The sequence below is a fragment of the Vogesella facilis genome, from assembly GCF_042648525.1.
Lineage (GTDB): Bacteria > Pseudomonadota > Gammaproteobacteria > Burkholderiales > Chromobacteriaceae > Vogesella > Vogesella facilis.
Genome location: NZ_JBHRXN010000026.1, coordinates 52,683 through 77,327 on the forward strand (window position 1 = coordinate 52,683; position 24,645 = coordinate 77,327).

The 24,645-nt window shown below is 65.7% G+C and carries 26 protein-coding genes; 17 read left to right on the top strand and 9 right to left on the bottom strand.

The annotated features are described in order from the left end of the window. Positions 1–88 precede the first annotated feature (88 nt). Entirely contained in the window at positions 89–1,006 is a 918-nt protein-coding gene (locus ACFOLG_RS09225) for a LysR family transcriptional regulator (RefSeq protein ID WP_386091059.1), read from the top strand. 54 nt (positions 1,007–1,060) lie between these two features. Here ACFOLG_RS09225 and ACFOLG_RS09230 read toward each other — a convergent pair whose 3' ends face one another. Next, positions 1,061–1,489: an Hsp20/alpha crystallin family protein gene (locus ACFOLG_RS09230; protein WP_386091061.1), complete on the bottom strand. Its 429-nt coding sequence runs from the start codon at positions 1,487–1,489 to the stop codon at positions 1,061–1,063. 228 nt (positions 1,490–1,717) lie between these two features. Further along, complete coding sequence (gene lysA / locus ACFOLG_RS09235) at positions 1,718–2,956, bottom strand: diaminopimelate decarboxylase (RefSeq protein ID WP_386091064.1); 1,239 nt, start codon at positions 2,954–2,956, stop codon at positions 1,718–1,720. A 108-nt stretch (positions 2,957–3,064) separates the two neighbouring features. Here lysA and ACFOLG_RS09240 point away from each other — a divergent pair, with 108 nt between their 5' ends. The 3 genes from ACFOLG_RS09240 (at position 3,065) to ACFOLG_RS09250 (ending at position 6,445) form a co-directional block, all read left to right on the top strand. Beyond that, a complete protein-coding gene (locus ACFOLG_RS09240) occupies positions 3,065–3,976 on the top strand; it encodes a LysR family transcriptional regulator (RefSeq protein WP_386091066.1) in 912 nt (303 codons plus the stop codon). A gap of 132 nt (positions 3,977–4,108) precedes the next feature. Then, entirely contained in the window at positions 4,109–5,203 is a 1,095-nt protein-coding gene (locus tag ACFOLG_RS09245) for an ABC transporter substrate-binding protein (RefSeq protein WP_386091068.1), read from the top strand. A gap of 12 nt (positions 5,204–5,215) precedes the next feature. Continuing rightward, positions 5,216–6,445 carry a GGDEF domain-containing protein gene (locus tag ACFOLG_RS09250; protein WP_386091070.1) on the top strand — a complete coding sequence of 410 codons (1,230 nt, stop codon included), beginning with the start codon at positions 5,216–5,218 and terminating at the stop codon, positions 6,443–6,445. A 6-nt stretch (positions 6,446–6,451) separates the two neighbouring features. Here ACFOLG_RS09250 and ACFOLG_RS09255 read toward each other — a convergent pair whose 3' ends face one another. From ACFOLG_RS09255 to prpB, 7 genes are all read right to left on the bottom strand, one after another. Beyond that, positions 6,452–6,946 (bottom strand): thermonuclease family protein, encoded by a 495-nt coding sequence (locus ACFOLG_RS09255; RefSeq protein ID WP_386091072.1) that lies wholly within the window; start codon positions 6,944–6,946, stop codon positions 6,452–6,454. Positions 6,947–7,121: 175 nt separating this feature from the next. Next, positions 7,122–8,300, bottom strand: a complete 1,179-nt coding sequence (gene prpF / locus ACFOLG_RS09260; RefSeq protein ID WP_386091218.1) for a 2-methylaconitate cis-trans isomerase PrpF — start codon at positions 8,298–8,300, stop codon at positions 7,122–7,124. A gap of 77 nt (positions 8,301–8,377) precedes the next feature. Beyond that, positions 8,378–8,920 carry a 2'-5' RNA ligase family protein gene (locus ACFOLG_RS09265; RefSeq protein ID WP_386091075.1) on the bottom strand — a complete coding sequence of 181 codons (543 nt, stop codon included), beginning with the start codon at positions 8,918–8,920 and terminating at the stop codon, positions 8,378–8,380. 31 nt (positions 8,921–8,951) lie between these two features. Further along, complete coding sequence (gene acnD, locus ACFOLG_RS09270) at positions 8,952–11,555, bottom strand: Fe/S-dependent 2-methylisocitrate dehydratase AcnD (RefSeq protein ID WP_386091076.1); 2,604 nt, start codon at positions 11,553–11,555, stop codon at positions 8,952–8,954. 127 nt (positions 11,556–11,682) lie between these two features. After that, positions 11,683–12,834, bottom strand: a complete 1,152-nt coding sequence (gene prpC / locus ACFOLG_RS09275) for a bifunctional 2-methylcitrate synthase/citrate synthase (RefSeq protein ID WP_386091078.1) — start codon at positions 12,832–12,834, stop codon at positions 11,683–11,685. A 49-nt stretch (positions 12,835–12,883) separates the two neighbouring features. Further along, positions 12,884–13,219, bottom strand: a complete 336-nt coding sequence (locus ACFOLG_RS09280; protein WP_386091080.1) for a cupin domain-containing protein — start codon at positions 13,217–13,219, stop codon at positions 12,884–12,886. Positions 13,220–13,222: 3 nt separating this feature from the next. Beyond that, positions 13,223–14,095 (bottom strand): methylisocitrate lyase, encoded by an 873-nt coding sequence (prpB, locus tag ACFOLG_RS09285; RefSeq protein WP_386091082.1) that lies wholly within the window; start codon positions 14,093–14,095, stop codon positions 13,223–13,225. 271 nt (positions 14,096–14,366) lie between these two features. Here prpB and rpoE point away from each other — a divergent pair, with 271 nt between their 5' ends. The 13 genes from rpoE (at position 14,367) to recO (ending at position 24,622) form a co-directional block, all read left to right on the top strand. Next, complete coding sequence (gene rpoE / locus ACFOLG_RS09290; RefSeq protein WP_349590852.1) at positions 14,367–14,966, top strand: RNA polymerase sigma factor RpoE; 600 nt, start codon at positions 14,367–14,369, stop codon at positions 14,964–14,966. 4 nt (positions 14,967–14,970) lie between these two features. Further along, positions 14,971–15,459, top strand: coding sequence for a sigma-E factor negative regulatory protein (locus tag ACFOLG_RS09295; protein WP_386091084.1), 489 nt, complete (start codon positions 14,971–14,973; stop codon positions 15,457–15,459). A gap of 23 nt (positions 15,460–15,482) precedes the next feature. Then, on the top strand, positions 15,483–16,403 hold the full coding sequence (locus ACFOLG_RS09300; RefSeq protein ID WP_386091087.1) for a MucB/RseB C-terminal domain-containing protein: 921 nt from the start codon (positions 15,483–15,485) through the stop codon (positions 16,401–16,403). Position 16,404: 1 nt separating this feature from the next. Then, entirely contained in the window at positions 16,405–16,878 is a 474-nt protein-coding gene (locus tag ACFOLG_RS09305) for a SoxR reducing system RseC family protein (protein ID WP_386091090.1), read from the top strand. Then, positions 16,860–18,287 (top strand): DegQ family serine endoprotease, encoded by a 1,428-nt coding sequence (locus ACFOLG_RS09310; protein ID WP_386091092.1) that lies wholly within the window; start codon positions 16,860–16,862, stop codon positions 18,285–18,287. The genes ACFOLG_RS09305 and ACFOLG_RS09310 overlap by 19 nt, the downstream gene beginning before the upstream one ends. Beyond that, positions 18,287–18,550, top strand: coding sequence for a glutaredoxin family protein (locus tag ACFOLG_RS09315; protein ID WP_386091220.1), 264 nt, complete (start codon positions 18,287–18,289; stop codon positions 18,548–18,550). The genes ACFOLG_RS09310 and ACFOLG_RS09315 overlap by 1 nt, the downstream gene beginning before the upstream one ends. Before the next feature lie 220 nt (positions 18,551–18,770). Then, positions 18,771–20,564, top strand: a complete 1,794-nt coding sequence (lepA, locus tag ACFOLG_RS09320; protein WP_386091095.1) for a translation elongation factor 4 — start codon at positions 18,771–18,773, stop codon at positions 20,562–20,564. Next, complete coding sequence (gene lepB, locus ACFOLG_RS09325) at positions 20,564–21,526, top strand: signal peptidase I (protein WP_386091097.1); 963 nt, start codon at positions 20,564–20,566, stop codon at positions 21,524–21,526. The genes lepA and lepB overlap by 1 nt, the downstream gene beginning before the upstream one ends. A 20-nt stretch (positions 21,527–21,546) precedes the next feature. Beyond that, complete coding sequence (locus ACFOLG_RS09330) at positions 21,547–21,924, top strand: DUF4845 domain-containing protein (RefSeq protein ID WP_386091099.1); 378 nt, start codon at positions 21,547–21,549, stop codon at positions 21,922–21,924. A gap of 3 nt (positions 21,925–21,927) precedes the next feature. Beyond that, positions 21,928–22,641: a ribonuclease III gene (gene rnc, locus ACFOLG_RS09335; RefSeq protein ID WP_386091102.1), complete on the top strand. Its 714-nt coding sequence runs from the start codon at positions 21,928–21,930 to the stop codon at positions 22,639–22,641. Continuing rightward, complete coding sequence (gene era / locus ACFOLG_RS09340; RefSeq protein WP_386091104.1) at positions 22,638–23,528, top strand: GTPase Era; 891 nt, start codon at positions 22,638–22,640, stop codon at positions 23,526–23,528. Before rnc ends, era begins: the two co-directional genes overlap by 4 nt. 28 nt (positions 23,529–23,556) lie before the next feature. Continuing rightward, the gene (locus ACFOLG_RS09345) at positions 23,557–23,910 is read left to right on the top strand and encodes an antibiotic biosynthesis monooxygenase family protein (protein ID WP_386091106.1); all 354 of its coding nucleotides are present in this window, start codon (positions 23,557–23,559) and stop codon (positions 23,908–23,910) included. Beyond that, positions 23,891–24,622, top strand: a complete 732-nt coding sequence (recO, locus tag ACFOLG_RS09350; protein ID WP_386091107.1) for a DNA repair protein RecO — start codon at positions 23,891–23,893, stop codon at positions 24,620–24,622. The genes ACFOLG_RS09345 and recO overlap by 20 nt, the downstream gene beginning before the upstream one ends. Positions 24,623–24,645: the final 23 nt, after the last annotated feature.

Genomic DNA, 24,645 nt, shown 5'->3' on the forward strand with positions numbered 1-24,645 from the left:
TGCTGTGCAGTCTATTGCCGGCATCCGGCGCGATAAACCGGGTGATTCTGGTTAGACTGTGCGCATCATCCGGACAATGGGGCGGGGTATGGAGCAACTGGACACGATGCGCGTATTCCTGCGGGTGGCGGAGCTGGGCAGCTTCGTGCGCGCCAGCGAAAGCCTGGGCCTGCCGCGCGCCACGGTATCGGACGCGGTGCAGCAGCTGGAAAACCGGCTGGGCACCCGGCTGCTGCATCGCACCACGCGGCGGGTGCAGCTGACCCAGGACGGGCAGCTGTTTCTGGAGCGCAGCCGCGATCTGCTGGCGGATTTCGACGAGCTGGGTGCGCTGTTCCAGCAACAGCAGGCGGCGGTCAGCGGCCGGCTGCGGGTGGATATGTCCAGCGGCATCGCCCGCAATATGGTGCTGCCGCGGCTGCCGGACTTTCTCGCCGCCCACCCTGGCCTGCAGCTGGAGCTGTCCAGCACCGACCGCCGCGTGGACCTGGTGCGTGAAGGCTTCGACTGCGTGGTGCGGGTGGGCGAGGTGCGCGACGCCAGCCTGATCTGCCGGCCGTTGGGGCGCTTCGAGCTGGTGAACTGCGCCAGCCCGGCCTACCTGGCGGCACATGGCACGCCGCAGACGCCGGACGATCTGGCCAGCCACCGGCTGGTGCATTACCTGCCACAGCTGGGCGGCAAGCCGGACGGCTTCGAATACCTGGATGCGGCCGGGCAGCGCTGCTTTGTGGCGGTGGCCGGCCAGCTGGTGGTGAATAGCGCCGACGCTTATCTCGCGGCCTGTCTGGCCGGCCTCGGCATCATCCAGCTACCGCGCATGGCGGTGGCGGCAGCGTTGGCCGCCGGCCAGCTGTGCGAGGTGCTGCCGCCGTGGCAGGCGGCGCCGATGCCGGTGAGCCTGCTGTACGCCAACCGCCGCCACCAGCCACGGCGGGTGCAGCTGTTCATGAACTGGCTGGACGAGGTGATCCGCCCGCATCTGCTGCCGGCGATGGGGCAATGAGCAGGCCCGGCGCAGTGGCCGGGCCTGTTGCTGGAAGGCGGCGGGGCGGCTGGCTCAGTCTATCTGCAGCCGGGTGCCGCCGGCGCTGCCGCGGCGCTTGGGCAGGGTGAGCGTCAGCACGCCGTTTTCATACCTGGCGCTGGCCAGTTCGCGGTCGATGTCGGCCGGCAGCTGGAAGCTGCGCGACACCATGCCGTAGTAGCGTTCGCTGCGCAGCGTGCGTTCGTCCTTGTCCTGGCTGTCGAACTGTTTCACTTCCGCCTTGATGGTGATCTGCGGGCCGTCGATTTCCACCTGGATGTCGTCCTTGCTGACACCCGGAACCTCGGCCAGCACGGTGTAGCCGCTGTCGGACTCGCTCACGTCCAGCTTGATCTGCGACGGCAGGGTGTCGCCGTGCAGCGGCCGGATGAAAAAGCCGGGGCTGGTGAAATCACGGAACAGTTCGTCGAGCAGGCCGCTGCGGGAGGGCAGGATGTTCATGGCTTCTCCTTGTTCATCAGTGGGTTATAGCGGTTTAGAGCCGCTTGCCATGGATATAGTGCCGCAGTGGGAGCTACTCAAGTCTTGGGGGCGGGGTGGGTTGATCTGTGGCAAATGCTGACGCGCCGTAGGGCGGGTTGGCCGCAGGCCATACCCGCACAACGTTGGCGGCAAATGGCAACAAAAAGGCCACGCAGCAGCGTGGCCTTTGGCACAGCGGCGGGAGCGTTACTGCAGCTCCAGCGCCAGCAGTTCTTCCACCGTCTGGCGGCGGCGGATCAGGCGGTCGGCGTCGCCGTCCACCAGCACCTCGGCGATCAGCGGGCGGGTGTTGTAGTTGCTGGACATCGACGCACCGTAGGCGCCGGTATCGTGGAAGATCAGCAGGTCGCCCACGTTGGCCGCCGGCAGCGGCCGCGGCAGCACCACGCCGCCATCGCCCTGGGTGAATACGTCGCCGGATTCGCACAACGGGCCGGCCACCACGCAGTCTTTCTCCGCCTGCTGCACGCCGTTCTGCGGCACCACGCTGATGTGGTGGTAGCTGCCGTACATCGACGGGCGCATCAGCTCGTTGAAGCCGGCGTCCACCAGCACGAAGTGGTTGCGGCCAACGTCCTTGGTGGCGCGCACCTCGGCCAGCAGGTTGCCGGATTCGGCCACCAGGTAGCGGCCCGGCTCGATCTCCAGCGCCAGCGGGTGGCCGATCAGCGCAGCGGCCTGCTGGCGCGCGGCGTCCCACAGCCCGAAGTAGTGGCCGGTGTCCACCGTGGCGTCGCCGTCGCGGTAGGGAATCGACAGCCCGCCGCCGGCGGAGATGGCGTGCAGGTCGTGGCCGGCGTTTTTCACCAGTTGCACCAGGTCCACCATGGCGCCGCACACTTCCTGCAGGTGGCTGTAGTCCACGCCGGAGCCGATGTGCATGTGCAGGCCCACCAGCTGCAGGCCGTGCTGGCGGATCACATCCAGTGCCGCCGGCAGGTCGCTGTGCCAGATGCCGTGCTTGCTGTGCTCGCCGCCGGTGTTGGTCTTGTTGCTGTGGCCGTGGCCGAAGCCGGGGTTGATGCGCAGCCATACGCGGTGGCCGGGCGAGGCTGCACCCAGCTGGTGCAGCATGTCGATGGAGCCGGCATTCACCGGAATGCCGTGTTCCACCACCAGCGCCAGGGTGGGGCGGTCGATCAGGTCGGCGGTGAACACGATACCGGACGGCTCGCCGGCAGCGTCGTAGCCGGCGGCCAGCGCGCGCAGGATCTCGCCGCGCGACACCGCATCCACCTTCACCCCCTGCTCGCGCATCAGCCGCAGGATGTGCACATTGCTGCATGCCTTCTGCGCGAAGCGGATGGTGTCGAACTGGCGCAGCGCGGCGATGCGCTCGCGGATCACCGCGGCGTCGTAGGTCCACAGCGGGGTGCCGTAGTGCTGGGCCAGCGCGGTGAGGCGGGCGGTGTCCGGAGTCTGCATGCTTTTTATCCTGATCTGGTGTCTGTTGCCCTGCATCATGCGGGCGGCTGGTGATTCAGTAAAATGCTAATATTTTGCCTGTCGATTCAATTTTGATATGGAGTAGCCATGAACATCAGCCACCGGCACATCGAGGTGTTCCGCGCGGTGATGACCAGCGGCAGCGTTACCGCCGCCGCGGCGCTGCTGCATACCTCGCAGCCCACCGTCAGCCGCGAGCTGGCGCGGCTGGAGCAGCTGCTGGGCTACGGGCTGTTCGACCGCATCAAGGGCCGCTTGTTGCCCACCGCGCCGGCGCTGGCGCTGTACGAGGAGGTGCAGCGTTCCTATATCGGCCTGGAGCGCATCGTGGAGGCTGCGGCCAACCTGGCGCGGCCGGACGGTGGCCAGCTGGCGGTGGCCTGCCTGCCGGCCTTCGCCCACGCGCTGCTGCCGGCGGTGTGCCGCCGCCTGCACGCGGAGGCCGGCATGGTGCGGGTGGCGATCACGCCGCAGGAGTCGCCGTTGCTGGAGGAGTGGCTGTCGGCGCAGCGTTTCGACCTCGGCCTCACCGAGTCGGTGGAAGCGCCGCCGGGCACCACGCTCACGCCGCTGCTCAGTGCCGACGAGGTATGCGTGCTGCCGGACGGCCACCCGCTGCTGGCCCGCGCGGTGCTGACGCCGCAGGATTTCGCCGGCCAGCCTTTTGTGAGCCTGTCGCCGCAGGATGCCTACCGCCTGCAGCTGGACGCGGTGTTCGCCGCCGCCGGCGTGGCGCGGCAGCTGGTGTGGGAGACGCACAGCGCGGTGTCGGTGTGTGCGCTGGTGCGCGAGGGGCTGGGGGTGGCCATCGTCAACCCGCTCACCGCGCTGGCCATGGCCGGGCAGGGGCTGCAGCTGCGGCGCTTCGCGGTGTCGGTGCCGTTTGCCGTCAGTGTGCTGCTGCCGCAGTTCCGCCCGTCGACACCGTTGGCCGCACGCTTCGTCGCGCTGCTGCGGCAGGAGGCGGCGGCGCTGCAGCAGCGGCTGGCGCGGCTGTAGCGCCGCAGTTTGCACTAGGGTTTCTTTGCCGGTTTGTTTAAAATTACAGCCGGAGAGCGCTGTTATGACGGCACAATCCGCGGATTGTGCCGTTTGGCATTAAACAAGAATTTAAAATATTGCGAGAACACCATGCGACACCTGCTTCTGCTGGTCTGCAGCCTGCTGCTGTGCGGCCTGGCCCAGGCCATGTCGGTTACCTTCATCAACCCCGGCAAGCATGACGAGGTCTACTGGCTGACCGCCAGCCGCGCGATGCAGGCGGCGGCCGATGACCTGGGCATCCAGCTGGAGGTGTTGTACGCCGAGCGCAACCACCCGCGCGCGCTGGAGTTCGCCCGCCAGATCATTGCCCGCCCCAAGCCGCAGCGCCCGGACTACGTGCTGTTCTCCAATGATTACGCCACCGCGCCGGAGATGCTCAAGCTGTTCGACGGCGCCGGCATCCGTACTTTCCTGGCCTTCAGCGGTCGCGGCGACGACAAGGGGGCGGAGCCGCTGGGGCCGCCGCGCGGGCAGTACAAACTGTGGCTGGGCTCGCTGGAGCCGCATGCCGAGGATGCCGGCTACCAGTCGGCGCAGGCGCTGATCCGCCAGGGGCGCAGGGCCGGTCTGCCGCGGGTGAACGGCAAGCTGCAGCTGATCGCCATCGGCGGCGACCGCTCCACCCCCACCTCCATCCTGCGTGACAGCGGCCTGCGCCGCGCGGTGGCCGAGGCCGGCGACGTGGAGCTGGTGCAGCAGGTGTACGCCGCCTGGAACCGCGAGCGCGGCGCCGAGCAGAGCGAGTGGCTGTACCAGCGCTACCCGCAGGCGCGCATGGTGTGGGCCGGCAACGATCTGATGGCGTTCGGCGCCATGGACAGCTGGCGCAAGCGCGGCGGCCAACCCGGCAAGGACGCGCTGTTCAGCGGCATCAATACCTCGGCCGAGGCGATGCAGGCCCTGCGCGACGGCAATCTGGCGGCGCTGTCCGGCGGCCATTTCATTGCCGGCGCCTGGGCGCTGGTGATGCTGTACGACTACCAGCGCGGCGTCGATTTCGCCGCGGAAGGGCTGGAGCTGGACCGGCCGATGTTCACGCTGTTCAACGCCGCTCGCGCCGAGCGCTTCATGCGCTACTACGGCGCGCTGGATTTTTCGCGCGTGGATTTTCGCCGCTACAGCAAGGCGCTCAACCCGCGGCTGAAGCGCTACGACTTTGGTTTCCAGCAACTGCTCAAGTAAGAAAGACGTATTTTGCCGCGTAATTTCCGTCCGCTCGCCGTTGCGCTGATCCGTCGCCTGGCCTGGCTGGCGCTGGGCTGCACCCTGCTGTTCAGCGCCGTGCAGGGGGTGTGGATCTACCATTCGGTGCAGCAGCAGCTGCTGGGCAATATCCAGTATGTGGCCGCCAGCAACGTGCCGCTGCTGTCGGTGGCGTTATGGGATATCGAGCCGGAGGTGGTGCAGCGCCAGCTGGCGGTGATCGCCGCGCGGCCGGGGGTGGGCTTTGTGCGCGTCAACGTGGTGACCGGGCAGATGTTCGAGGCCGGCGATGCCTCGCTGCTGTACCGCAACCAGGTGTCGCGCTTCGTCATCCCGATGCCCGCAGGTGGCGGCAAGCCGCTGGGCGAGCTGCTGATCGTGGTGAAGGACGGTTACATCTACCAGCAGGTGGCGCTGTCGCTGGCCGGCATGTCGCTGGGCTATCTGCTGCTGACCGGGCTGATCTGCGCGCTGGTGGTGTATGTGCTGCGACGCGACCTGGAGCGGCCGATGCGCGCGATGGCGGCCTTCGCCGGCCGGCTGGGGCCGCACACGCTGACGGCGCCGCTGCGGCTGCAGCGCGGGCCGCGCGCCACGCAGGACGAAATCGACCTGGTGGCGGCCGGCTTCGTCACCCTGCAGAACGCGCTGACCGAGCACATCGACTCGCTGGACCAGCAGGTGGAGGAGCGCACCCAGCAGCTGGAAAACGCGCTGGCGGAGATTCGCGCGCTGCTGACCCACGACACGCTGACCGGCTGCTACAACCGTGCCTTTCTCAGCGAGCGGCTGCCGCAGGAAACCACCCGCGCGCAGCGCAGCGGCCAACCTTTGGCGCTGGTGTTCTGCGACATCGACCACTTCAAGCAGATCAACGATGAGTACGGCCACCTGATCGGCGACGAAGTGCTGCGCGAAGCCGCATCGCGGCTGCGCAGCCAGCTGCGCAACGACATCGACTGGGTGGTGCGCTATGGCGGCGAGGAGTTCGTGGTGGTGCTGCCGGACATCGGCGGCGAGCACGCGCGCCAGGTGGCCGAACGGCTGCGCGAAGCCATCGCCACCTCGCTGCGGCTGGCCGACGGCCGCCGGCTGCTGATCACCGCCAGCCTGGGGCTGGCCGTGTGGCAGCCGGGCGAATGCATGGATGACTGGCTGAAGCGGGCGGATGCCCTGCTGTACCAGGCCAAGATGAATGGCCGCAACCGGGTGGAAAGCTGAGCGGCGTTACAGCCGGCTGCGCCGCGGCGACGACCAGATGCCCTTGCCCTGGCTCTGCGCCTCGCGTTCGAACGGCACATAGTAATAGGCGCCGAATTGCGCCCGGTCCACGCGGCCCAGCCCGCGCCTGAGCAGCGCCTCGGTGACATCCGCCTTGTACAGCCGCACCCGCCCCAGATCCCGGCCGTGCTTGTCCACGGCAAACACATCCACCCGCACTTGCTGGTACAGCAGGATATTGCCGAGCGCAGTGTGCGCCTGGGCGGCCAGCGGGTGGTTGTCCGGCGGCGGCTGGTAGCCCAGCAGGCTCACCCGCACGCTGCTGGGCAGGCCGTAGTCGCTGCCGGGCAGCGAGCGGTGGCGCTGGCAGCTGAAGCCGCTGGCGGATTCCACCGACTGCACCACGCAGAAAAAACTGGCGAGCGGGCCTTCGGCACGGACGGGTAGCGGCAGGGCAAGCAGCAGGCACAGCAGCCGTTGCCAGAGGCGGAATCGGGACATGGGCGCTCTTCGGGTGAGTCGCCCCATTGTCGCCGCCGGAGAGTGCGCGGATTTGTCTGCCGTGTATCGGCTTTGCCACATTGGCCGGCGCCGGCCCGCGCGGTCCGGAGCAGAAAAACCTTGCGGCCAACCTGTTAGCAGGTTGGCCGCAAGGTTTTGGGCGGTGGCTGCCGCTCTAGAACGCGTCGCCCGGCACCCGCACCCAGCCTTCCATCAGCACGCGGGCGCTGCGGCTCATGATCGCCTTGGTCACGCGCCACTGGCCGTTCTCCAGCACCGCCTCGGCGCCCACGCGCAGGGTGCCGGACGGGTGGCCGAAGCGCACCGCGCTGCGTGAGCCGCCGCCGGCCGCCAGGTTCACCAGCGTGCCGGGAATGGCAGCGGCGGTGCCGATGGCCACCGCGGCGGTGCCCATCATCGCGTGGTGCAACTTGCCCATCGACAGCGCCCGCACCAGCAGGTCGATGTCGCCGGCCTGGATCTGCTTGCCGCTGGAGGCGGTGTAGTCGGCCGGCGGCGCCACGAAGGCGATCTTCGGCGTGTGCTGGCGGGTGGCGGCTTCTTCCGGGTGCTTGATCAGCCCCATGCGCAGCGCGCCGGCCACACGGATGGCCTCGAAGCGCGCCAGCGCCGCCGGGTCGCTGTTGATGGCGTCGCGCAGCTCGGTGCCGCTGTAGCCGATGTCGGTGGCGTTGACGAATATGGTGGGGATGCCGGCACTGATCATGGTGGCCGGGAAGGTGCCGACACCGGGAACCTCCAGCTGGTCCACCAGCTTGCCGGTGGGGAACATGGCGCCGCCTTCGTCACCGTCATCGGACGGGTCGAGGAACTCCAGCACGATCTCGGCGGCCGGGAAGGTGACGCCGTCCAGCTCGAAATCGCCGGTTTCCTGTACCTGGCCGTTGCTGATGGGCACGTGGGCGATGATGGTCTTGTGGATATTGGCCTGCCAGATGCGCACCACGCACACGCCGTTGTGCGGGATGCGCGCCGGGTCCACCAGGCCGGCGTGGATGGCGAAGGCGCCGGCGGCGGCGGACAGGTTGCCGCAGTTGCCGCTCCAGTCGACGAAGGCCTTGTCGATGGCCACCTGGCCGTACAGGTAGTCCACGTCGTGCTCGGGCTGCGTGCTTTGCGACAGGATCACGCACTTGCTGGTGCTGGAGGTGGCGCCGCCCATGCCGTCGATGTGGGCGGAGTAGGGGTCCGGGCTGCCGATCACGCGCATGAACAGCGCATCGCGCGCCGCGCCGGGCTGCTGGCAGCTGGCGGGCAGGTCCTGCAGGCGGAAGAACACGCCCTTGCTGGTGCCGCCACGGATATAGGTGGCGGGGATTTTGATTTGTGGCAGATGGGACATGTCTGGCCTGTTCCTTGTTTGGGTTTCCCTGCTTGCGGCAAGGGCGGTCTGTCTGTTTTGCGCTTGCGCTATAACAGCCGCAGCTGCGCATACGGGTAGCCGGGTGTGGCCAGTGGCCAGCGCTCCAGCGTGCGGTAGTGGTACGGCTGGCTGTCGCCGGCAAGCACCAGCTGGACTTCGTCGATGCTCCAGTCGATGGGGGTGATCACCCTTGTCGATAACGGCATTGGCGCCCGGTAGCTGATGGTGACGTGCGGGCTGTGCGCGTGTTCTTCATTCACCCCTGCGGCACTCAGGGCGGTGCGAACGGCGCGCAGCAACTCGCGGAAACCCTGCGGTTGGCCGCGCGCCCGGAACGCCCAATGTATCCCGCGCGCCGTAGCGGGCAGACTGCTGATGCGATTCAGCGTCAGCACGCAGCAGTTCGCGGCGATCCGGCTGCCGGCTTGCAGCAGCTGCTCGTAGCGCCCTGGCTCATCGCGGTAAGGGCCGGACAGCGACTGGTGCCAGTTCTCCGGCGCGAACAGCGCGGCCCCCAGCTGGGTGTGCAGCCGGTGCTGGCTGACTTCCTGCACCATGGCTGCCAACACCTCCGGCTGGGGTCTGGCCATTAACAACAGCCGCCGCTCGCGCATGGCCGCCTTACGCCGTCTGCGCCGACTCTAGGAAGTCCTTGGCAAAGCGCTGCAGCACGCCGCCGGCTGCGTACACCGACACTTCCTCGTCCGAGTCCAGACGGCAGGTCACCGGCACGGTCAGGCTGTCACCGTTGCGACGGTGGATGACCAGCGTCAGCTCGGCACGCGGGGTGAGCTTGCCCTGCACATCGTAGGTTTCGGTGCCGTCGAGGCCCAGCGTCTTGCGGGTGGTGCCCGGCTGGAACTCCAGCGGCAGCACGCCCATGCCGATCAGGTTGGTGCGGTGGATGCGCTCGAAGCCTTCGGCCACGATCGCCTCCACCCCGGCCAGACGCACGCCCTTGGCGGCCCAGTCACGCGAACTGCCCTGGCCGTAGTCGGCGCCGGCCACGATGATCAGCGGCTGCTTGCGGTTCATATAGGTTTCGATCGCTTCCCACATGCGCATCACCTTGCCTTCCGGTTCCACGCGCGCCAGCGAGCCTTTCTGCACTTCGCCGTCCACCACCGCCATTTCGTTCACCAGCTGCGGGTTGGCGAAGGTGGCGCGCTGCGCGGTGAGGTGGTCGCCGCGGTGGGTGGCGTAGGAGTTGAAGTCCTCCTCCGGCAAGCCCATCTTGTGCAGGTATTCGCCAGCCGCCGAGTTCATCAGGATGGCGTTGGACGGCGACAGGTGGTCGGTGGTGATGTTGTCCGGCAGCAGCGCCAGCGGGCGCATGCCCTTGAGCGTGCGCTCCCCGGCCAGCGCGCCTTCCCAGTACGGCGGGCGGCGGATGTAGGTGGACATCTCGCGCCAGTCGTACAGTGGCGAGGCGGCTTTCTCGGTAGCGTGCTTCTCGAACATCGGGATGTAGACGCGGTTGAACTGCTCCGGCTTCACCGCGCGCGCCACGATGGCGTCGATTTCCTCGTCGCTCGGCCAGATGTCCTTGAGGCGGACTTCCTTGCCGTCCACCACGGTCAGCACGTCCTGCTCGATATCGAAGCGCACGGTGCCGGCGATGGCGTAGGCCACCACCAGCGGCGGCGAGGCCAGGAAGGCCTGCTTGGCATACGGGTGGATGCGGCCGTCGAAGTTACGGTTGCCGGACAGCACCGCGGTGGCATACAGGTCGCGATCAATGATTTCCTGCTGGATTTTCGGGTCCAGCGCGCCGGACATGCCGTTACAGGAGGTGCAGGCGTAGGCGACGATGCCGAAGCCCAGTGCTTCCAGATCGTCCAGCAGACCGGCCTCTTCCAGGTACAGCTTCACTACCTTGGAGCCAGGGGCCAGCGAGGTCTTCACCCACGGCTTGCGGGTGAGGCCGAGCTTGCGGGCATTGCGCGCCAGCAGGCCGGCGGCGATCACGTTGCGCGGGTTCGACGTATTGGTGCAGCTGGTGATGGCGGCGATGATTACCGCGCCATCCGGCATCTGGCCCTGTGCTTCCTGCTCGCGGGCGGCGGCAAGGTTGGCCGCAATGCCGCGCTCGGCCAAGGCGGAGGTCGGCAGGCGCTTGTGCGGGTTGGACGGGCCGGCCATGTTGCGGGTAACGCTGGACAGGTCAAAGCGCAGCACACGCTCGTACTGCACCTCGCGCAGGCTGTCGGCCCACAGGCCGGCTTCCCTGGCGTAGGTTCCCACCAGCTTTACCTGCTCGTCGCTGCGGCCAGTCAGGCGCAGGTAGTCCAGCGTCTGGCCGTCGATGGCGAACATGGCGGCGGTGGCGCCGTATTCCGGGGCCATATTGGAAATCGTCGCGCGGTCGCCGATGGTCAGGCTGGCGGCGCCGGCACCATAGAATTCCAGGTAGGCACCGACTACCTTTTCCTTGCGCAGGAATTCGGTGAGTGCCAATACCACGTCGGTGGCGGTGATGCCGGGCTGGCGCTTGCCGCTCAACTCCACGCCGACGATGTCCGGCAGCCGCATCCACGAGGCGCGGCCCAGCATCACGTTCTCCGCTTCCAGGCCGCCCACGCCCACCGCGATCACCCCCAGCGCGTCCACGTGTGGGGTGTGGCTGTCGGTGCCGACGCAGGTGTCCGGGTAGGCCACGCCGTGCTCGGCGTGAATCACCGGCGACATTTTCTCCAGGTTGATCTGGTGCATGATGCCGTTGCCGGCCGGGATCACGTCCACGTTGTCGAACGCGGTCTTGGTCCACTCGATAAAGTGGAAGCGGTCTTCGTTGCGGCGATCTTCGATGTCGCGGTTCTTCTGGAACGCATCCGGGTCGAAACCGCCGCATTCCACTGCCAGCGAGTGGTCGACGATCAGCTGCACCGGAACGACAGGATTCACTTTGGCCGGGTCGCCGCCCTGGTCGGCAATGGCGTCACGCAGGCCGGCCAGGTCCACCAGCGCGGTCTGGCCGAGGATGTCGTGGCACACCACGCGCGCCGGGAACCACGGGAAATCGCGCTCGCGCTTGCGCTCGATCAGCTGCAGCAGGCAGTCGTTGATGATGGCCGGGTCGGCGCGGCGCACGATGTTCTCGGCGTGTACGCGGGCGGTGTAGGGCAGGCCGGCCCAGGCGCCGGGTTTGAGGGCGTCAACGGCGGCACGGGCGTCGAAGTAGTCGAGGGCGGTGCCGGGCAGGGCTTTGCGGTATTGGCTGTTCATGGCATGGGCACGAGGGTGAGGTTGCTGATCACCTTGCGGCCAACGTTGGCCGCAAGGTGCCGGTGCAGTTTATTGTTGTTGGGCCACGCGGACGTGGCCTGCTGGCTGGTGCGCTGTCTAGGTTCTCTCAGCGCTGGGCCAGCGGTACGAAGGTCTGGTCTTCCGGGCCGGTGTAGTTGGCCGACGGGCGGATGATCTTGCCGTCGATGCGCTGCTCGATCACGTGCGCGCTCCAGCCGCTGGTGCGGGCAATCACGAACAGCGGGGTGAACATGGCGGTCGGCACGCCCATCATGTGGTAGCTCACGGCCGAAAACCAGTCTAGGTTGGGGAACATCTTCTTGATGTCCCACATCACGCTTTCCAGACGCGCGGCGATGTCGAACATCTTGCTGTCGCCGGCGGTCTGCGACAGTTCGCGCGCCACTTCCTTGATGACCTTGTTGCGCGGGTCGCTAATGGTGTACACCGGGTGGCCAAAGCCGATTACCACTTCCTTGCGCTCGACGCGGGCCTTGATGTTGGCCTCGGCTTCGTCCGGCGTTTCGTAGCGCTTCTGCACTTCGAATGCCACTTCGTTGGCGCCGCCGTGTTTCGGGCCGCGCAGCGCGCCGATGGCGCCGGTGATGGCGCTGTACATGTCGGAACCGGTGCCGGCGATGACGCGGGCGGTGAAGGTGGAAGCGTTGAACTCGTGCTCGGCGTACAGGTTGAGCGAGGTATGCATGGCGCGTACCCACTGCTCGGATGGCTGTTGGCCGTGCAGCAGGTGCAGGAAGTGGCCGCCGATGGAATCGTCATCGGTTTCCACCTCGATACGCTTGCCGTTGTGGCTGAAGTGGTACCAGTACAGCAGCATCGAACCCAGGCTGGCCATTAGACGATCGGCGATGTCGCGGGCACCCGGTGCGTTGTGGTCATCCTTCTCCGGCAGCGTGCAGCCCAGCGCGGACACGCCGCTGCGCATCACGTCCATCGGGTGCGATGCCGCCGGCAGCGCTTCCAGCGTGGCTTTCACCGCTGCCGGCAGGCCGCGCAGGCTCTTCAGTTTTTTCTTGTAGCCGGTCAGTTCGGCCTGGTTCGGCAGCTTGCCGTGCACCAGCAGGTAGGCGACTTCTTCGAATTCGCAGTGCGCGGCCAGATCCAGAATGTCGTAGCCGCGGTAGTGCAGGTCGTTGCCGCTGCGGCCAACGGTGCACAGCTCGGTGTTGCCGGCGGCCACGCCGGACAGGGCTACGGATTTCTTGGCTTTGGGAAGCACTTGGAGGGTCTCGCTCATCTTTACTTCTCCTGCTGCTGGTGTTGATTGGGGTTGTGTTGTGTTCGGGTCAGTCGGCGTCGTGGAAGATCGCCAGCCACACGGTGTCGCTATCGGCTGCGGTGGCAGCGACGCGGTGCCGGCGGTGTGCTGGGATCAGCACCGTGTCGCCGGGGTGCAGGGTTTGTCGTGCCGCCGGCGCGTCGTATTCCAGCTCGGCCTGGCCGGCCAGCAGCAGCACCCATTCATGCTGCGGCTGGTCGTACCAGTAGCCGGGCGGCGAGGCGTGGCCGCGCGACACGATGCGCTCGACACGGAAACCGCGCCTGCCACTCAGCAGCGTGTCGAACAGCTCCTGTGGCAGCGCGGCCGGAATGTCGGCCAGCAAGTTGCGCGGCGCGGTCATCGCTTATTTTTCCTGGCGAAACAGTGCGTCCAGCTTCTGCTCGTAATCGTGATAGCCCAGGTGGTCGTACAGCTCCATGCGGGTCTGCATCTTGCCGATCACGTTCTGCTGGCTGCCGTCCTGGCGGATGGCGCCGTAGACTTCCAGCGCCGCCTTGCTCATGGCGCGGAAGGCGGACAGCGGGTACAGCACCAGGCTCACGCCGTGCTCGCCCAGTTCTTGGGTGGTGTACAGCGGGGTGGCGCCGAATTCGGTGATGTTGGCCAGTACCGGCACCTTCACTGCCTCGGCAAACTGCTTGTACATCGCCAGATCGGTCATGGCTTCCGGGAAGATCATATCGGCGCCGGCTTCCACGCAGGCCACCGCGCGTTCGATGGCGGCATCCAGGCCTTCCACCGCCAGCGCGTCGGTGCGGGCCATGATCACCATATCACCCTTGCGCGCGTCCACCGCGGCCTTGACGCGATCCACCATCTCGTCCTGACCGACGATGGCCTTGTTCGGGCGGTGGCCGCAGCGCTTCTGCTGCACCTGGTCTTCGATATGCACCGCGGCCGCGCCGGCCTTCTCCAGGCTGCGGATGGCGCGGGCGATATTGAAGGCGCCACCCCAGCCGGTATCGATGTCTACCAAGAGCGGCAGCTCGGTCACATCGGTGATGCGACGCACGTCGATCAGCACGTCTTCCAGCGTGGTGATGCCGAGGTCGGGAATGCCGCAGGAGCAGGCGGCCACGCCGCCGCCGGACAGGTACAGCGCCTTGAAGCCGCTGTGCTCGGCCAGGCGGGCGGCGTAGGCGTTGACGGCGCCCACTACCTGCAGGGGTTTTTCTTGGGCGACTGCGTCGCGGAAACGTTGGCCGGGTGTCGTCATCGGGATCTCCTGTCCTTGTTCTGGGGTATTGGTCAAAATTCTAGCAAGTGCTTGGTTTTTTGGAAACCGACTTTTTGTCGTGGGGCTTGTTACCTGTGGTCACAAGCTGGCTTGGCACGCAGCTGCCGTGGTTCAATGCGCCATTCAGGGTGATGTCACATTTCAGTGTGAACTAAAGCGGAGGGCCTCCGGTCATAAGTTGTGCCCTGCGCCGGTGCAAGCCGGCAACAAACAAAGAACAGCAGGGCGAATCAGGGAGTGAATGACAACGATGAGTGATCGAGAACTCGATCAGCAACTGGTGGAGCGTGCCCAGCGCGGCGAAAAACGAGCGTTCGACTTGCTGGTCAGCAAGTATCAGCGCCGTCTGTCGCGGCTGCTGTCGCGGTTTATCCGCGACAGCGCCGACATTGAAGACGTGACGCAGGAAGCCTTTGTAAAGGCCTACCGCGCCTTGCCATCGTTTCGTGGCGAAAGCGCGTTTTATACCTGGCTGTACCGTATTGGCATCAATACGGCCAAGAATTTTCTGACCTCGGCCGGGCGGCGGCCAGTGGTGAGTGCGGAGTTCGAGGACGAGGACGGCGATACGCTGGACATGGCCTCGCAAGTGCCGGACTACCACACGCCCGAGGCGGAAATGATGAACCAGCAGATCTTGGCGGCGGTCAATGCGGCCGTCGAACGTCTGCCGGAAGAATTGCGTACGGCGATCTCCCTCCGCGAAATGGAGGGCCTCAGTTACGAGGAGATCGCCGAGGCAATGAATTGTCCGATCGGCACCGTGCGCTCGCGTATCTTCCGCGCACGCGAAGCGATTGCGACAGAGTTGCGTCCGTTGCTGGATACGGCAAAGAACAAAAGATGGTGAGCAGATGATGAAAGAAAACCTTTCCGCCCTGATGGATGGGGAGCTGGCCGACGAGGACGCCGCGCCGCTCATTAAACGCCTGGCTGGCGATGCCGAGCTGCAGACTGCCTGGCAGGAGTTTCACCTGATCGGTGATGCCATGCGCGGTGCGTCGCTGCTGTCGGTCGATGTGCGTGCCGAGGTGAGCGACAGGTTGGCCGCAGAGCCGACCGTGCTGGCGCCGCGCCCGCTGCAGCGCCGGGCCTCGCGCCCGGCCGCCCGCTTTGCCGTTGCCGCGTCGGTGGCGCTGGCCGGCGTGGTGGGCTGGTACAACTGGCAGAGCCAGCCGGCGGATGCCGGGCTGGTGGCCGAGGCAGTACCGGCACCGGCGGCGCTGGTGCAGGTGGCGGCGGACGGTCGTCAATCGTATCTCGACGCGCATCAGGATGGCGCCGTCGGGGAAGGGTTGACGCGCGTCGGCCTGACTCAGCCTGCCGCCCAGGGGGTGCGTTGATGCGTCGGCTTGCCGCCTGTGTGTTGCTGTCCCTGCCTCTGGTGGCGCTGGCCGATGATGACTGGTCGCTGCTGCGCCGCGCCGCAGTGGCGGGGCAGTCGCTGTCGTTCAGTGCCATCTACACCCACCAGCTGGGGGGCGAGCTGGAAACCTTCCGTATTTACCGTAGCCATGACGACGGCCAGCTGCGCGAGCGGCGCGAATCGCTGGACGGCCTGCCGCGCGAAATCGTCCGCCAGGGCAATGAGCTGACCTGCTACGCGCCGGACGCCAAATCGCTGAGCGCCGCCAAGCTGAGTGCGATGAAGATGTTCCCGGCGGTGTTGCCGGATCTGCCGTCCGAACTGGCGGTGGCCTACAGTATCAGCCGCGGCGGTATGGACCGCGTGGCGGAGCGCGATTGCCAGTGGCTGCTGCTCAAGCCGCGCGAGGCCAACTCGCGCTACAGCCAGCGCTTGTGCATCGATCCGACCACGGCTTTGCCGCTGAAGGCGGTGACCTATGGCGTGCGCGGCGAGGTGATCGAGCAGTTTGCCTTCACCGAGCTGGACATGGGCGCCGAGCGCGACAAGAGCAAGCTGCGACCGCGCTACAAGCAGTCGCTGCCGCTGGGCAAGGCGGGGGTGACGACGCCGAGCGCCACGCCGCCGCTGGAGGTGAAGGGCATGCCGGCCGGTTTCCGCCTGGTGCGCTACATGAGCCGGCCGCTGCCGGGGCACGAGCAGGCGGTGCAGCATTATGTGTACTCGGATGGCTTTGCCCGCCTGTCGCTGTTTGTCGAAACCTCCGACGCCGAAGTGCCGCAGCACCCGGTGGTGGTGGCGCCCAATGGCATCGGCGTCGCGTCCCGCCGCATGGGCGAGCAGCTGCTGACCGTGGTCGGCGACTTGCCGGAAAGCGGCCTGCAGACGGTGCTGAAGAATATCCGCCTGATCCAGAAATAACATGATCGAAACCGAAGCCCGGGTTCTGCAGGTGGAGCCCGGTTTTGCCTGGGTGGAGCCACGCCCGCATTCGCCCTGTGGCCAGTGCGATCCGGTCAACGGTTGCCGTTCGCTGCAACTTGCCCGCATGTTCAGCCTGCGCCAGCCGCGCTTCCGTGTGCTGGACCCGTTGGGAGTATTGCCGGGCGAGCAGGTAAATATCGCGGTGCCGGAAGCCGGCATGCTGCGCAGTGCTGCGCTGCTGTACGCACTGCCGTTGCTGGCGCTGCTGGCCGGCGCCATGTTGGCCGCAGCGGCCGGCGAGACGGCGGCGGTGGCCGGCGGCACGCTGGCCTTGCTGCTGACCCTGTGGGCGGTGCGTGGTTACAGCCGCCGTCTGGCCGGCGATGTGCGCTTTCAGCCGCATGTCGCCAGCCGTGTTTCTCCTCACCAACTTTCCATGGAGTTTGTCGGAACATGCCGCTCAAGAAGCTGATTGCCGCCTCTATGCTGATGGCCGGACTGCTGGCCAGCCCGCATTCCCTCGCCGCACCGCTGTCGTCGCTGCCGGATTTCACCCAGCTAGTGGAAGAGCAGGGCAAGGCGGTGGTGAACATCCGCACCGTGCAGACCGTGCGCCAGGTGGTGCGCGAATTGCCGCAGGGTATGGAAAACGATCCGTTCGCCGAATTCTTCCGCCGCTTTGCCCCGCCGCAGCTGCGCGAGTACCGCACCGGCGGCATGGGCTCCGGTTTCATCCTGTCTGCCGATGGCTACGTGCTGACTAATGCGCACGTGATTGCCGAGGCCGACGAGATGATCGTCACCCTGGGCGATCGCCGCGAGTTCAAGGCCAAGGTGGTGGGCGCGGATGCGCGCACCGACGTGGCGCTGCTGAAGATCGATGCCAAGGGCCTGCCGTTTGTGCGCCTGGGCAAGCCGGATGCGCTGAAGGTGGGTGAGTGGGTGCTGGCCATCGGCTCGCCGTTCGGCTTCGAGAACACCGTGACCGCCGGCATCGTCTCGGCTAAGGGCCGGCATCTGCCGGACGAGAGCTATGTGCCGTTCATCCAGACCGACGCCGCGGTCAATCCGGGTAATTCCGGTGGCCCGCTGTTCAACCTGAATGGCGAAGTGGTGGGCATCAATTCGCAGATCTACAGCCGCTCCGGCGGCTTCATGGGCATTTCCTTCGCCATTCCGGTGGACGTGGCGCTGACGGTGGCCGAGCAGCTGAAGAAGGACGGCAAGGTAAGCCGCAGCCGCATCGGCGTGGTGTCGCAGCCGATGACGCCGACGTTGGCCGCATCCTTTGGCCTGAACGATAGCAAGGGCACGCTGATTGCCTCGGTGGAGAAGAACGGCCCGGCGGAAAAGGCGGGCCTCAAGTCCGGCGACGTGGTGCTGGCGCTGGATGGCCAGCTGCTGGACGGCAGTGATGACCTGCCGCGCCTGCTGGGAGGGATTCGTCCCGGTAGCAAGGTCGAGCTGCAGGTGTGGCGCAACCGCAAGCTGCAGAAGCTGAACGTGGTGACCGCCGAACTGCAGGAGGAGGATCCGCGCACCGCCGAGCGCGCCTATCGCGGCAAATCGCCGGAGCAGCAAGGCGAGGAGAGCATGAGCAACCGTAGCGGCCTGGCGGTGCAGCAGCTGGCACCGGCCCAGCTGCAGAAGCTGGGGGTGAAGTTCGGCCTGCTGGTGCGCGCCGCGCAGGGGCCGGCGGCCGATGCCGGTGTGCAGGCTGGAGACGTGGTGGTAGGCGTGGCCGGCGAGGAGCTGGGCAGCGTGCGCCAGCTGCAGCAGGCCATCAACGCAGTGCCGGCCGGCGGCAGCGTGGCACTGCGCATCCTGCGCCAGGGCGAGCCGCTGTTCATCGCACTGAAACCGGAAAAGGTGAAATCTTGATCACGCTGACCCTGTACTTCCGCGAGTATTGCAGCCTGTGCCACGACATGCTGGCGCGGCTGCGGCCGTGGCAGCAGCGGCATGGCTTCGCCATCGACGTGGTGGATGTCGACGCCGACCCGGTGCTGGAAGAGCGCTTCAACGAACTGGTGCCGGTACTGATGCACGGCGAGCTGGAAATCTGTCACTGGCACCTGGACGAAGCAAGGTTGGCCGCACATCTGGCTGCACAGCCGGCTGCACAGGGCAGCGAAATCGGCTAGAATCCGCGCCAGTGTTTATAAAGGGCACCCGTGTGCCCTGAAGATTGTTGACAAAGCCCTTGCGCATAGCGGAAGGGCTTTGTGATGCAAACAGGAAGGCTGCACGCGCAATCACTTGGCCGATGCCACCCGGCGTTGCCGGGGCCGGCAGCACGTGAACCAGGTACTTTGTCGGCAGCCTGAGGGCACTTTGGGTGCCCTTAATTTTTGCTGGATTCAGATGAAACATATCCGTAATTTCTCGATCATTGCCCATATTGACCACGGCAAATCGACCTTGGCCGACCGCTTCATCCAGTTTTGTGGCGGTCTGGAACAGCGTGAAATGAGCGCGCAGGTGCTGGACTCGATGGACATCGAGAAAGAGCGCGGCATCACCATCAAGGCGCAAACCGCCGCGCTGCAGTACAAGGCGCGCGACGGCCAGGTCTACAACCTGAACCTGATCGACACCCCCGGTCACGTCGACTTCTCCTACGAGGTTTCGCGCTCGCTGTCCGCTTGCGAAGGCGCGCTCCTGGTGGTGGATGCCTCGCAGGGCGTGGAAGCGCAGACCGTGGCCAACTGCTACACCGCCATCGAGCTGGGGGTGGAAGTGGTGCCGGTGCTGAACAAGATCGACCTGCCGGCGGCCGACCCGGAGCGCGTGAGCCAGGAAATCGAGGACATCATCGGCATCGAGGCCATCGACGCGGTGCGCGCCTCGGCCAAGTCCGGCATCGGCATCGAGGACATCCTGGAGACCGTGGTCAGCAAGATTCCGCCGCCAGAAGGCAATCCGGACGGCCCGCTGAAGGCGCTGATCATCGACTCCTGGTTCGACAACTACGTCGGCGTGGTGATGCTGGTGCGCGTGATCGACGGCAAGCTCAAGCCCAAGGACAAGATCAAGTTCATGGCCACCCAGGCCGAGCACCTGTGCGAGCAGGTGGGCGTGTTCACGCCGAAATCGGAGCAGCGCGAGACGCTGAGCGCTGGTGAAGTGGGCTTCGTCATCGCCGGCATCAAGGAGCTGAAATCCGCCAAGGTGGGCGACACCATCACCCTGGTGAACAACCAGGCCGCCGAGCCGCTGCCCGGCTTCAAGGAGGTGCAGTCGCAGGTGTTTGCCGGCCTGTACCCGGTGGAAAGCCACGATTACGAATCGCTGCGCGATGCGCTGGAAAAGCTGCAGCTGAACGATGCCTCGCTGAAGTACGAGCCGGAGGTGTCGCAGGCGCTGGGCTTCGGCTTCCGTTGCGGCTTCCTCGGCCTGTTGCACCTGGAGATCGTGCAGGAACGTCTCGAACGCGAGTTCGACATGGACCTGATCACCACCGCGCCGACCGTGATCTACGAAGTGGTGATGAAGGACGGTAGCATCAGCGAAGTCTCCAACCCGTCCAGAATGCCGGAAGCGGGCAAGTACGACGAGCTGCGCGAACCGATCATCACCGCCACCATCCTGGTGCCGCAGGATTATGTCGGTTCGGTGATGACCCTGTGCAACCAGAAGCGCGGTGTGCAGCGCAATATGCAGTACATGGGCCGCCAGGTGATGCTGAAGTACGACCTGCCGATGAACGAAGTGGTGATGGACTTCTTCGACAAGCTCAAGTCCACCAGCCGTGGCTATGCCTCGCTGGACTACGAGTTCAAGGAGTTCCAGGCCGCCGATCTGGTGAAGCTGGACGTGCTGGTGAACGGCGAGAAGGTGGATGCCCTGAGCCTGATCGTGCACCGTGCCACCAGTGTGTATCGTGGCCGCGAGCTGGTGGCCAAGATGCGCGAACTGATTCCGCGCCAGATGTTCGACATCGCGGTGCAGGCCGCCATCGGCAGCCACATCATTTCGCGCGAAACGGTGAAGGCGCTGCGCAAGAACGTGCTGGCCAAGTGCTACGGTGGCGACATCACCCGCAAGAAGAAACTGCTGGAAAAGCAGAAGGCCGGTAAGAAGCGCATGAAGCAGGTGGGTAACGTGGAAATCCCGCAGGAAGCCTTCCTGGCCATCCTGCAAGTTGGGGACAAGTAATGGGGACGAACCTGGTGTGGGTGTGGCTGGTGCTGGCCGTGGTCGGCCTGCTGCTGATCCTGTTTTCGGCCAAGAACGAAGACGGCTCGCCGTCTTCCTCGGTGGAGTGGGGCTATCTGGCGCTGCTGGGCGGGGCGTTCGGCTTGCTGTCCGGCTACATGAGCTTCGGTACGGTGATGCTGATCATCGTGCTGATCACCGGTGCCATCTGGGCTGCCGACAAGTGGCTGCTGGCCAGGAAGCGTGCCGCCGGTGAGCGGGCGCCGCACTACATCGACTTCCCGCGCGGGTTCTTTCCGATTATCGCCGTGGTGTTCCTGCTGCGTTCCTTCGTGGCCGAACCGTTCCAGATCCCGTCCAGCTCGATGCGGCCGGGGCTGGTGGTGGGCGATTTCATTCTGGTCAACAAGTTCAACTACGGCCTGCGTCTGCCGGTGAGCAACCAGGTGATGCTGCCGGTGGGCAAGGTGGAGCGCGGCGATGTGGTGGTGTTCAACTACCCGGAAGATGAAAAGATCAACTTCATCAAGCGCGTCATCGGCACGCCGGGTGACGTGGTGGACTACCGCAACAAGCAGCTGACCATCAACGGCCAGCCGGTGGCGCACGTTTCCGCCGGCGAGCTGGAGTACCTGGAAAAAGGGCTGATGCTGGTGCGTGCCCAGCAGTTCAACGAGACCCTCAACGGCAAGTCTTTCCATACCCTGGTGATGCCGGAAGCGCCGGTTTACATCCCCAACGGTGTGCGCCAGTTTGCCGGGCGTGAAAACTGCGAATACCGCGATGACGGTTTTACTTGCAAAGTACCGCAGGGACAGTATTTCATGATGGGTGACAATCGCGATAACAGCGAAGACAGCCGTTACTGGGGGTTTGTCGAAGATCGTCTGCTGGTGGGCAAGGCCTTCCTGATCTGGATGAACTTCGGCGACTTCTCGCGTATCGGTACCCGTATCCACTGAGCTATCGGAAAGGGCTGGAGATGAAGCGTTCGCAGGGTGGTTTCTCGTTCCTGATTGTGCTGGCGTTCGCCATGTTGGCCGCCGTGGTGGTGTTCGTGGTGCTGAAAGTGGTACCGGTGTACACCGAGTACGGCGCCATCAAGCGCACCATCGACGAGATCGTGGTGGATCAGGAACAGACCGATCATGAAGTGCGCCGCAGCTTCGAGAACAACGACATCGTGCAGGACTTCAATTCCGTGAAGAAGGAAGACCTGCTGGTGACTTCCTCCGGTGGCAAGCTGGGTGTCGGCGTGCGTTACGATACCGACGTGCCGATCATGAAGGACATCAAGCTGGTGTTCCATTTCGAATATCAGGCCGGCAGTATCCCGGTGCTGCAGGACCAAAAACAATAAACCGTGAACCAACAAGACAACCGATTCCGGCGCCTTAGCACGGCGCTGGATTATTTTTTTGAGAAGCCGGACTTGCTGAAGCAGGCGCTGACCCATCGCAGCTTCGGCACGCCCAACAACGAGCGCTTCGAATTCATCGGCGACAGCATCCTCAACTACACCGTGGCGCGCATGCTGTTCGACCAGTTTCCGAAACTGAGCGAAGGCGAGCTGTCGCGGCTGCGGGCCAATCTGGTGAACCAGAACACCCTGGCCGAGATCGCGCAGGAGCTGAAGCTGGGCGACTACCTGTATCTGGGTGAGGGCGAGCTGAAAAGCGGCGGCTTCAACCGGCCGTCCATCCTGGCCGATGCGGTGGAGGCGACCTTTGCCGCCATCAGTTTCGACCGCGATTTCCAGGCCGCCGAGCAGGTGGTGCGCCGGCTGTACCTGGGCCGCGTTACCGCCATCGACCCCACCCGCCACGCCAAGGATGCCAAGACCCGCTTGCAGGAAGCTTTGCAGGCGCGCCGCTTGGCACTGCCGCGCTACACCATCCTGGCGCAGAACGGCGAGGCGCACGAGCAGTCGTTCCGCGTGCAGTGCGACCTGGGCGAACTGGCCATCATCACCACCGGCGAGGGCAGCAGCCGTCGCGGTGCCGAGCAGCAGGCCGCCGAAGTGGCGCTGCAGCTGCTGGAGCAACATTTTGCCGCTGGCAAGAAGAAAACATCATGAGTGACACCCCGTACCGCTGCGGCTTTGTCGCCATCGTTGGCCGCCCCAACGTCGGCAAGTCCACGCTGATGAACCATCTCATCGGCCAGAAGATCAGCATCACCTCCAAGAAGGCGCAGACCACGCGCCACCGCGTCAACGGCATCTATACCGAGCCGAATGCGCAGTTCGTGTTCGTCGACACCCCGGGTTTCCAGACCTACCACAAGGGTGCGCTGAACGAGACGCTGAACAACAGCGTGAAGGACTCGCTGGCCAACGTCGATTGCGTGCTGTTCGTGCTGGAGGCGATGCGCCTGTCCGCCGCCGACCGCGAAGTGATCGCGCTGCTGCCGAAGAAAACCCCGGTGATCCTGGTGCTGAACAAGCTGGACAAGGCCAAGGACCGTCTGGCGCTGTCGGCCTTCATCGAAGAGGCCCAAGCCGAGTTCCCGTTTGTCGATGTCGAGGTGGTGAGCGCCAAGCACGGCCAACGTCTGGCCGAGTTGCTGGACAAGGTGCGCCCGCACCTGCCGGAATCGGTGCCGCTGTACCCGGAAGACATGGTCACCGACAAGACCCAGCGTTTCCTCGCCGCCGAAATCGTGCGCGAAAAGCTGTTCCGCTACCTGGGCGAGGAGCTGCCGTACGAGATGAACGTGGAAGTGGAGTCGTTCGAGGTGGACGGCAGCATGTTCCGCATCTACGTGGCGGTGCTGGTGGACAAGGAAGGCCAGAAGCCCATCGTCATCGGTCGCGGCGGCGAGAAACTGAAGAAGATCTCCACCGAGGCACGCCTGGACATGGAGCAGCTGTTCGACTGCAAGGTGTTCCTGGAAGTGTGGGTGAAGGTGAAATCCGGCTGGGCCGACGACGTGCGCTTCCTGCGCGATTTCGGCATCAACTAAGCCCGCAAGCCACAGCAAGGTTGGCCGCATGTTTGCAAACACTCCCGAGCCGCCGTACTGGGCGGTGATCTTCAGCAGCCAGCGCACTGCGGGTGATGCTGGCTATGGTGACATGTCGGCGCGCATGGTGGCGCTGGCCGGCGAGCAGCCGGGCTTTCTCGGCGCCGAGAGCGCGCGCGATGCCGATGGTTTCGGCATCACCGTGTCCTACTGGGCCAGCGAGCAGGCGATTGCCGCATGGAAAGCCGATAGCGAGCACCGCCTGGCGCAGCAGCAGGGCTTTGCCCGCTGGTATGCTGGCCTGGCGCTGCGGGTAGCAAAGGTCGAGCGCGCCAAGCTATGGCTGCGGCCGGAGCAGGGCGATGCAGCCGGGCAAGGTTGACCGCCAGCCCGCCTACGTACTGCACACCCAGCCGTACAAGGAAACCAGCCTGCTGGTGGAAGTGCTGAGCCGCGATCACGGCCGCTTCACCCTGGTGGCGCGCGGGGCGCGCCGGCCGCGCTCCGACCTGCGCGGCCTGCTGCTGCCGTTCCAGCCGCTGCAGCTGTCCTGGTTCGGCAAGAGCGAATTGCGCACCCTGCACGTGGCCGACTGGCGCGGCGGCGTGCCGCAGTTCGCCGGCGAGCGACTGGTGTGCGGCTTCTATCTCAACGAACTGCTGCTGCGGCTGGCGCCACGCGACGACCCGGCGCCGGAACTGTTCAAACTGTACGACCGCAGCGTGCGCACCCTGGCCGGCGACGTGCAGTTCAGCAATGTGCTGCGCCGCTTCGAACTGGAACTGCTGGCGCTGCTGGGCTACGCCCCGGAGTTGGCCGCAGACGCTGCAGGGCAGGCGGTTGCCGCCGACGCGCTGTACCTGTGCCGCTTCGGCGAGCCGCCGCAGCGGGTGGCACCCATCGAGCGCCCGCCGGCCCGCAGCTGCCTGCTGCCGGGTGCCAGCCTGCTGGCGCTGGCCGCCGGCGACCTGGGCCAGGCGCAGACCCGCCGCGATGCGCGCCTGCTGACGCGGCTGCTGCTGGATGAACTGCTGGGGCCGGACCCGCTGGCCACCCGCGAATTACTGACGACCTTGTATGCGCTGGCCGACTAGCCAGCGCCAGCCGGAGAAACCCA